Raw genomic sequence first — 7,805 nt, forward strand, 5'->3', positions numbered from 1 at the left:
CGGCTGGCTCTACACCTGGGCGTGGGGCTTGCAGAAGGCGTCCCACAACCCCGACAACGCCTGGAAGTTCATCTCCTGGGCCTCCGGCAAGGGCTCGTGCGGGCCCCTCTCGCGTTGCTACCGCTCTTCTACGGCTGGAGCACCAGCGTGTCCGACGTGCTGTCGCCGACGGCCTTCTCCGTGAAGTTCCACGGCAGCAGCTCGCCCTTGACCCACTTGTCGGTCTGGTCGGTGTAGTGCGCGCTGTAGGTGTGGCCCGAGGCGCCCGTCAGGTTGATCCACCTGGACTTGTCGAGGTCGGCCAGGTTGACCACCATGCGCATCGACGGCACCCAGTCGACGCCGTAGCCGGCCGCCGCGTTCCAGCCGGTCGCGTTGACGGCCGCCTCGCCGCCGCCGAGCTTCCAGGGGCCGCGGTTCAGTACGTACTGCAGCCAGCCCGGGCCCTCGGTGCCGAGCGTCTGGTTCTTCAGCTCCAGCTTGTGCAGACGGCCCCAGCTCCAGGTGTCGACGTCCTTGCCGAGCTTGGCCGTCAGGTCCCAGCGGGCGTCCTTCAGGGCACGCGCGAGCAGCTCGTCACGGGTGGCGGTCGCCTTGTTGTTGCGGTTGCCCGGCGTCTTCCACCAGTCGTTCTTCTCATCGTTGATGATCTTGCGGACGACCTCGAACCAACGGTCGCCGCCGTCCGGCTGCGCCGAGTGCGCGTCGCGCTGGCCGCACTCGCGGACCTTGCGGTCCTCGTCGGCCGGGCCGGTGTTGTCGACCGGCGTGACGCTCAGGCACTGGCCCTCGACGCGCAGCTCCTTGGGCAGCTTGTTGCCGAAGGCGAGCTTCAGGACGTTGCGCCACACGGAGTTGAAGTACGCGGCCGCCGCCGAGTCCGGGTTCTGGGTGTAGTCCCAGTTCTCCAAAAGCTGCTGCGCCTCACGGACGTACGTGTCCTTGACGTCGATCTTGAGCAGCTTGGGCACGAGCAGCTTGGCGATCTCGCTGCTGTTGTCCATCTGCATCAGCCGCATGTCGTCGGTGGAGATCTTGCCGCCGCCGTCGATCTTCGACTTGATGAGGTCGGTGATCCGCTGGGAGCGGGTGCCGTAGCCCCAGTCCGTGGTGAGCGTGTGCGGGTAGTCCTTGCCGACCACGGCCTGGTTGGCGGTCACGATGTAGCCGCGCTTGGGGTCGTACTCGTAGGGCAGCTCGTCCTGGTCGAGGTAGCCGGTCCACTTGTACTTCGAGGTCCAGCCCGGCGACGGCAGCGAACCGTCGCCCTGGCCGCGCTCCGGGATGCGGCCGGGCAGCTGGTAGCCGATGTGGCCCTCGGTGTCCGCGTAGACGAGGTTCTGCGAGGGCACCTCGAAGTTGGTGGCCGCCTTGCGGAACTCGGTCCAGTTCTTCGCCTTGTCGATCTCGAAGACGGCGTCCATGGTCTTGCCCGGGTCGAGCGCGGTCCAGCGCAGAGCGATGCCGTAGCCGTCGCCGCGGTCCGGGGCCGTGGCGCCCACCGGGGCCTTCTTGCCGACCTTGAGCAGGTCGTCGTCGCGGTCCGACAGGAGCGGGCCGTTGTTGGTCTCGCGGACGGTGATCGTCTTCGACGCGCCGCCGGCGACCTTGATGACTTCCTGGCGGGTCTTGAAGGGGACCGTCTTCCCGTCGTACAGGTAGCCGTCGTTCTGGAACTTCTCCAGGTAGAGGTCGGTGACGTCGACGCCCGAGTTGGTCAGGCCCCAGGAGATGCTCTGGTTGTGGCCGATGACGACGCCGGGCATGCCCGCGAAGGTGTAACCCGCCACGTCGTACTGGCACTTGGCCGAGAGGCTCGTGCAGTGCAGGCCCATCTGGTACCAGACGGACGGGAGTTGCGGCGCGAGGTGCGGGTCGTTGGCGAGCAGCGGCTTGCCGGTGATGGTGTGCTTGCCCGCGACGACCCACGAGTTGGAGCCGATGCCGTTGCCGTTGGGCCCGAGGCCCGCGGAGTCGGGGATCTGGTCCAGGACGTCGGCGAGGCCGCCCAACTGGCTCTGGAAGCCACTGGGAGTGCCCGTGTTGCCCGCCAGGCCGGTACCGGCGGCTCCGGTGCCTGTGCCGGTTCCTGTGCCCGTACCGGTGCCTGTGCCGGTGCCAGTCCCGGTGCCGGTTCCGGTCCCTGTGCCCGTGCCGGTTCCGGTGCCCGTACCGGTGCCGGTCCCCGTCCCCGTGCTGGTCGCCGAATCGTCGTACTGGCCCGTGACGCTGTTGTAGGCGCCTTCCTGCACGATCGGCTTGTTCCGGGTGTACGGGTACGCCGGGTACAGGTCCTTGATCTGCTTCGCCGTGAGGCGGGTCGTCATCAGGGAGCGGTCGATCTCGTCCTGCATGTTGCCGCGCAGGTCCCAGGCCATCGCCTTGAGCCAGGCCACCGAGTCGACCGGGGTCCACTTCTGCGGCTTGTAGTCGTTCTCGAAGCCGAGCGCCACGTACTCCGCGGAGATCTGCTTGGCGCTCTTGCCCGCCAGGTAGGCGTTGACGCCCTTGGAGTACGCCTGGAGGTACTTCTTCGTCTCGGGCGACAGTTCGGAGTCGTACTCCTTCTGCGCCACCCGCTGCCAGCCGAGGGTGCGCAGGAACTCGTCGGTCTTCACCTGGCCCTTGCCGAACATCTCCGACAGGCGCCCGGACGTGGTGTGGCGGCGCACGTCCATCTCGTAGAACCGATCCTGCGCCTGGACGAAGCCCTGCGCCATGAACAGGTCCTCGTCGGAGGAGGCGTAGATCTGCGGGACGCCGTAGCTGTCCCGTTTGACCTGCACCTGGCCCTTGAGGCCGTCGATCGTGACCGATCCCGTCGTCTGCGGCAGGGACGCGCGCACGCTGTCCACGCCCCAATAGGCGCCGTATCCGATGCCCGCGACGACGGCCAACACGAGGACGATCACGAGCAGTCGGGCTCGGCGCCCCTTCTTCTTGCCGGACTGGCGACCGGAAGAGGCGTTCGTAGTGGAGGGCATCGCGATCCTTGCTGTCCTTCGCTAGCGGCTGGCTGGGAGCAACCATACGAGCAGTGCGGTGCAAGCCCGGACGCGGAGTCAGGAACCGGGGGGCCAACCTCCGGCCGAGCGTCAAGAAAGCGTTAACGATTAGGTAAGGTAACGAAGTACCTGATCCCCCTTTGCGGCGCCCCCTCGCGGAAGGACCGGCCCCTGACTGTCCACCACCTCAACCAGCTCCTGCTCGTCAGCGCGCTCGTACTGCTCGTCGCGGTCGCCGCGGTGCGCATCTCCTCGCGCAGCGGGCTGCCCAGCCTGCTCCTCTACCTGGGCATCGGCATCGCCATGGGCCAGGACGGCATCGGCGACGTCTCCTTCAGCGACGCGGAGATGACCCAGGTCATCGGCTACGCGGCCCTCGTCGTGATCCTGGCCGAAGGCGGCCTGGGCACGAAGTGGAAGGAGATCAAACCGGCGCTCCCGGCAGCCGCCGCCCTGTCGCTCGTCGGAGTCGCCGTGAGCGTGGGTGTGACAGCGGCCGGCGCGCACTACATCGTCGGCCTGGAATGGCACCAGGCCCTCATCATCGGCGCGGTCGTGTCCTCCACGGACGCGGCGGCCGTCTTCTCCGTGCTGCGCAAGGTGCCCCTGCCCTCGCGCATCACCGGTGTCCTGGAGGCGGAGTCCGGCTTCAACGACGCCCCTGTCGTCATCCTCGTCGTCGCCTTCTCGGCCGCCGGGCCCGTGGAGCACTGGTACGTCCTCGTCGGCGAGATCGCGCTGGAGCTCGCGATCGGCGCGGCGATAGGCCTCGCGGTCGGCTGGGCCGGCTCCTACGGCCTGCGCCACGTCGCGCTGCCCGCCTCCGGCCTCTACCCGATCGCCGTCATGGCCATCGCCACCGTCGCCTACGCCGCGGGCGCCATGGCCCACGGCAGCGGCTTCCTCGCCGTCTACCTGGCCGCCATGGTCATGGGCAACGCCAAGCTGCCGCACTGGCCCGCCACGCGCGGCTTCGCCGAAGGGCTCGGCTGGATCGCGCAGATCGGCATGTTCGTCCTGCTCGGGCTGCTCGTCACCCCGCACGAACTGGCCGACGACATAGTGCCCGCGCTCCTCATCGGCCTCGTCCTCACGGTGATCGCCCGCCCCCTCAGCGTCGTCATCAGCCTGGCGCCCTTCCGCATCCCCTGGCGGGAGGAGGCCCTCATGTCCTGGGCGGGGCTCCGCGGCGCCGTGCCCATCATCCTGGCGACCATCCCGATGGTGACCGGCGTCGAGGGCAGCCGCCGCATCTTCAACATCGTCTTCGTCCTGGTCGTCGTCTACACGCTCGTCCAGGGCCCCACGCTGCCCTGGCTCGCCAGGAAGCTGCGCCTCGGCTCCTCGGACGCCGCCGCCGACCTCGGCATCGAGTCCGCACCCCTGGAGCGGCTCCGCGGCCACCTGCTGTCCGTCGCCGTCCCGGACGGCTCCCGCATGCACGGCGTGGAGGTCGGCGAACTGCGCCTGCCCAAGGGCTCCGCCGTCACCCTCGTCGTCCGCGAGGGCGCCTCCTTCGTCCCGTCGCCCACCACCGTGCTGCGCCACGGCGACGAACTCCTGGTCGTGGCCACCGACCCCGTCCGCGACGCCGCCGAGGCCAGGCTGCGCGCCATCGCGCACGGCGGAAAGCTCGCCGGCTGGCTGGGCACAGGGGGCGAAACCGCCCGTTAACATGGGTGGACAGACATTGCGCTCCACACTGTTTTCGAACCACCCGAACTACCGACTCTGCCTGATGTAGAGCCGGCGCGACCGCAAAGCGGCCGCGGTCCCCTTGCGACACGTCGCCACGCGCGCGTGCACCGCATGGCCCAGGGCCTCTCCTGGCGCGGACCGCAGGTATCACTCGGTTCCCGGCGCATGTGAGGACGGCTCTCGGCCCGGTGCTCCTCGACCAGGAGGCCACCGGGCTACCAGGCGGCAGAAAGGCGAGGGCCGTGCCACAGAAGGACACGGTTCCCGGCGACTCCGACACCCGACCCGGCTACGGACAGCTCCTGCGCACCCGCGGTGCCTGGACGTTCCTGCTCCCCGGCTTCGCGGCGCGCCAGCCGTTCGCGATGCTGACCATCTCCATCGTGCTGCTCGTCCAGCACACCTCAGGCTCGTACGGCACCGCGGGCGCGGTCTCCGCGACGACCGGCGTCGCCATGGCGCTGTTCGCGCCCTACAGCGGCAAACTCGCCGACCGCTTCGGGCAGCGGGCCGTCCTGCTGCCGGGCGTCCTCGTGCACTGCGCGGCCGGGCTCACCCTGACCGTGCTCGCACTGTCCGGGGCGCCCACCTGGGCGCTGTTCCTCGCGGCCGTGCCCACCGGCGCCTCCACGCCCCAGATCGGGCCCATGGTGCGCGCCCGCTGGGGCGTCAAGCTCCAGGGCTCGCCGCTCATGCAGACCGCCGCCGCGTTCGAATCGGTCACCGACGAGTTCACCTTCGTCCTCGGCCCGCTCTTCGCCACCGCCCTGTGCACCGGCATCAACCCCGCGGCGGGCCTGATCACGGAGGCCGGGCTCACCCTGGTCGGCGGCCTGCTGTTCGCCGCGCAGAAGAGCACGCAGCCGACGCCCACGGCCGGTTCCGCACAAGGTTCCGCTGACGGCCACGCGCGCGTGGAGCACACCTCCGCACTGCGCGTCCCCGGCGTCCGCGTGCTCATCGTGACGTTCCTCGGCATCGGCTCCGTCTTCGGCGGCATGCAGGTCTCCCTCGCCGCCTACACCGAGTCCATCGGCGAACCCGGCCTCAACGGCGTCCTCTACGGCGTCTTCGCCGCGGGCAACATGCTCTCCGGCCTCGTCTGCGGCGCCATCGCCTGGAAGGTCGCGCCGCAGCGCCGCCTGCTCGTCGGCTACACCGCCCTCGCCCTCACCGCGTCCGGCCTGTGGGCGGCACAGTCAGTACTGCTGCTCGCCGGGCTCGGCCTGCTGGTCGGCGTCTGCATCGCCCCGTCCCTGATCACCGGCTACACGCTCGTCGAGTCGATCGTCCCGGCCGGCTCCCGTACGGAGGCCTTCACCTGGCTGACCGGCTCGGTCGCCCTCGGCCAGGCCGCCGCCGTGACCGTGGCGGGACAGCTCGAGGACCGCTTGTGGGACGGTGCGGGATTCCTCGTGCCGATGGGCGGCACACTGCTCGCCCTCGTGGTCATGTTCCTGCTGCGCTCGCGGCTGGTGCCGCCGTCCTCGGGGCGCACCGTCGCACGTGGCGTCGGTCACCGACGGCCGGTGGCAGTGGACTGATCTCGCGGAATACGTCACTATGGATCGTCGTTAGCACTCATCGAGTGAGAGTGCCAGGAGGAAGACAAAGTGCCGACTTACCAGTACCAGTGCACCGAGTGCGGCGAAGGCCTCGAGGCGGTGCAGAAGTTCACCGACGACGCCCTCACCGAGTGCCCCAACTGCGGTGGCCGCCTGAAGAAGGTCTTCTCGGCCGTCGGCATCGTCTTCAAGGGCTCGGGCTTCTACCGCAACGACAGCCGCGGCTCCTCGTCGAGCAGCAGCCCGGCGTCGTCGTCGAAGTCGAGCTCCGACTCGTCCTCGAAGTCGTCCTCCGACTCCTCGTCGTCGTCCTCCTCGTCCTCCTCGGACGCGAAGTCGTCGGCCGGATCCTCGACCGCTTCCTCCAGCTCGTCGTCGGCCGCCTAGGCGCGACCACGTCGTACGAGACCCTGCCGTCCCCGACGGCGGGGTCTTCGGCGTTTCCGCCCTTGGCTACTGTGCTGACCATGGCGACCAATACGAACACGCATGCCGACGCCGCCGAGATCGGCGTGATCGGTGGTTCCGGCTTCTACTCGTTCCTCGACGACGTCACCGAAGTACAGGTCGACACCCCCTACGGGCCGCCCAGCGACTCCCTCTTCCTCGGTGAGGTCGCCGGGCGCTGGGTCGCCTTCCTGCCCCGGCACGGGCGCGGCCACCATCTGCCGCCGCACCGCATCAACTACCGCGCCAACCTGTGGGCGCTGCGCTCCGTGGGCGTACGCCAGGTCCTCGGGCCGTGCGCGGTCGGCGGGCTGCGACCGGAGTACGGACCCGGCACGCTCCTCGTGCCCGACCAGTTCGTGGACCGTACGAAGTCCCGGGCGCAGACCTACTTCGACGGGCTGCCGCTGCCCGACGGCACCGTGCCGAACGTCGTGCACGTCTCCCCCGCCGACCCGTACTGCCCCACGGGCCGCAAGGTCGCGGTGAAGGCGGCGCGCGGCAAGGGCTGGGAGCCGGTGGACGGCGGCACGCTCGTCGTCGTCGAGGGCCCCCGCTTCTCGACCCGCGCCGAGTCCCGGTTCCACGCCGCGATGGGCTGGTCCGTGGTGGGCATGACCGGGCACCCCGAGGCGATGCTCGCCCGCGAGCTGGAGCTCTGCTACACGTCGCTGACCCTCGTCACCGACCTCGACGCGGGCGCGGAGAGCGGGGAGGGCGTCTCGCACGACGAGGTGCTTGAGGTCTTCGCGGCGAACCTGGGGCGGCTGCGGACGGTGCTGTTCGATGTGGTCGCGGGGTTGCCGGGGAACGGGGAGCGGGACTGCTCGTGCGCGGATGCGCTCGGGGGGATGGACCCGGGGATCCGGTTGCCGTGAACGGGTCACTGGCCGTCTTCGGGTGAGGGAGTTTTCCACAACCCGTCGGTAATGCACGGGGCTCAGCGGGATCCGGCCGGGAGGCGGATCGTGGTCGGCGTGACGGCGGCGTGACGGGCCTCCGTAGCCCTCGTCCTCGACCCCGCCCGGCGCGGTGTGCGCTGCGCCGTCGGAGCCATCGCGCCGATGCCGCTGCGCCCCCTGGAGGCCGA

At 69.8% G+C, this 7,805-nt stretch carries 5 protein-coding genes and 1 pseudogene; 5 read left to right on the forward strand and 1 reads right to left on the reverse strand.

Translation table 11 applies throughout. The annotated features are described in order from the left end of the window. Positions 1-128: 128 nt before the first annotated feature. Positions 129-2,984, reverse strand: coding sequence for a penicillin acylase family protein (locus tag ABZ877_RS39495; RefSeq protein ID WP_361081500.1), 2,856 nt, complete (start codon positions 2,982-2,984; stop codon positions 129-131). Between the two features lie 153 nt (positions 2,985-3,137). Here ABZ877_RS39495 and ABZ877_RS39500 point away from each other — a divergent pair, with 153 nt between their 5' ends. From ABZ877_RS39500 to ABZ877_RS39520, 5 genes and pseudogenes are all read left to right on the forward strand, one after another. Next, positions 3,138-4,679, forward strand: coding sequence for a potassium/proton antiporter (locus tag ABZ877_RS39500; protein WP_361081511.1), 1,542 nt, complete (start codon positions 3,138-3,140; stop codon positions 4,677-4,679). 266 nt (positions 4,680-4,945) lie between these two features. After that, positions 4,946-6,247 carry an MFS transporter gene (locus ABZ877_RS39505; protein ID WP_361081503.1) on the forward strand — a complete coding sequence of 434 codons (1,302 nt, stop codon included), beginning with the start codon at positions 4,946-4,948 and terminating at the stop codon, positions 6,245-6,247. Between the two features lie 69 nt (positions 6,248-6,316). Further along, positions 6,317-6,655 carry an FmdB family zinc ribbon protein gene (locus tag ABZ877_RS39510; RefSeq protein ID WP_361081506.1) on the forward strand — a complete coding sequence of 113 codons (339 nt, stop codon included), beginning with the start codon at positions 6,317-6,319 and terminating at the stop codon, positions 6,653-6,655. A gap of 80 nt (positions 6,656-6,735) precedes the next feature. Further along, the gene (locus ABZ877_RS39515; protein ID WP_361081509.1) at positions 6,736-7,593 is read left to right on the forward strand and encodes an S-methyl-5'-thioadenosine phosphorylase; all 858 of its coding nucleotides are present in this window, start codon (positions 6,736-6,738) and stop codon (positions 7,591-7,593) included. A 117-nt stretch (positions 7,594-7,710) separates the two neighbouring features. Then, positions 7,711-7,805, forward strand: a pseudogene (locus tag ABZ877_RS39520) (dehydrogenase); the annotation flags it as partial.

Origin of the sequence: Streptomyces sp. NPDC046939, from assembly GCF_040644575.1 — a bacterium.
Taxonomy (GTDB): domain Bacteria; phylum Actinomycetota; class Actinomycetes; order Streptomycetales; family Streptomycetaceae; genus Streptomyces.

Bases quoted from the DNA above. Each gene is read 5' to 3' on its own strand.
- ABZ877_RS39495 (WP_361081500.1), bottom strand. From the start codon at position 2,984: ATGCCCTCCACTACGAACGCCTCTTCCGGTCGCCAGTCCGGCAAGAAG.
- ABZ877_RS39515 (WP_361081509.1), top strand. From the start codon at position 6,736: ATGGCGACCAATACGAACACGCATGCCGACGCCGCCGAGATCGGCGTG.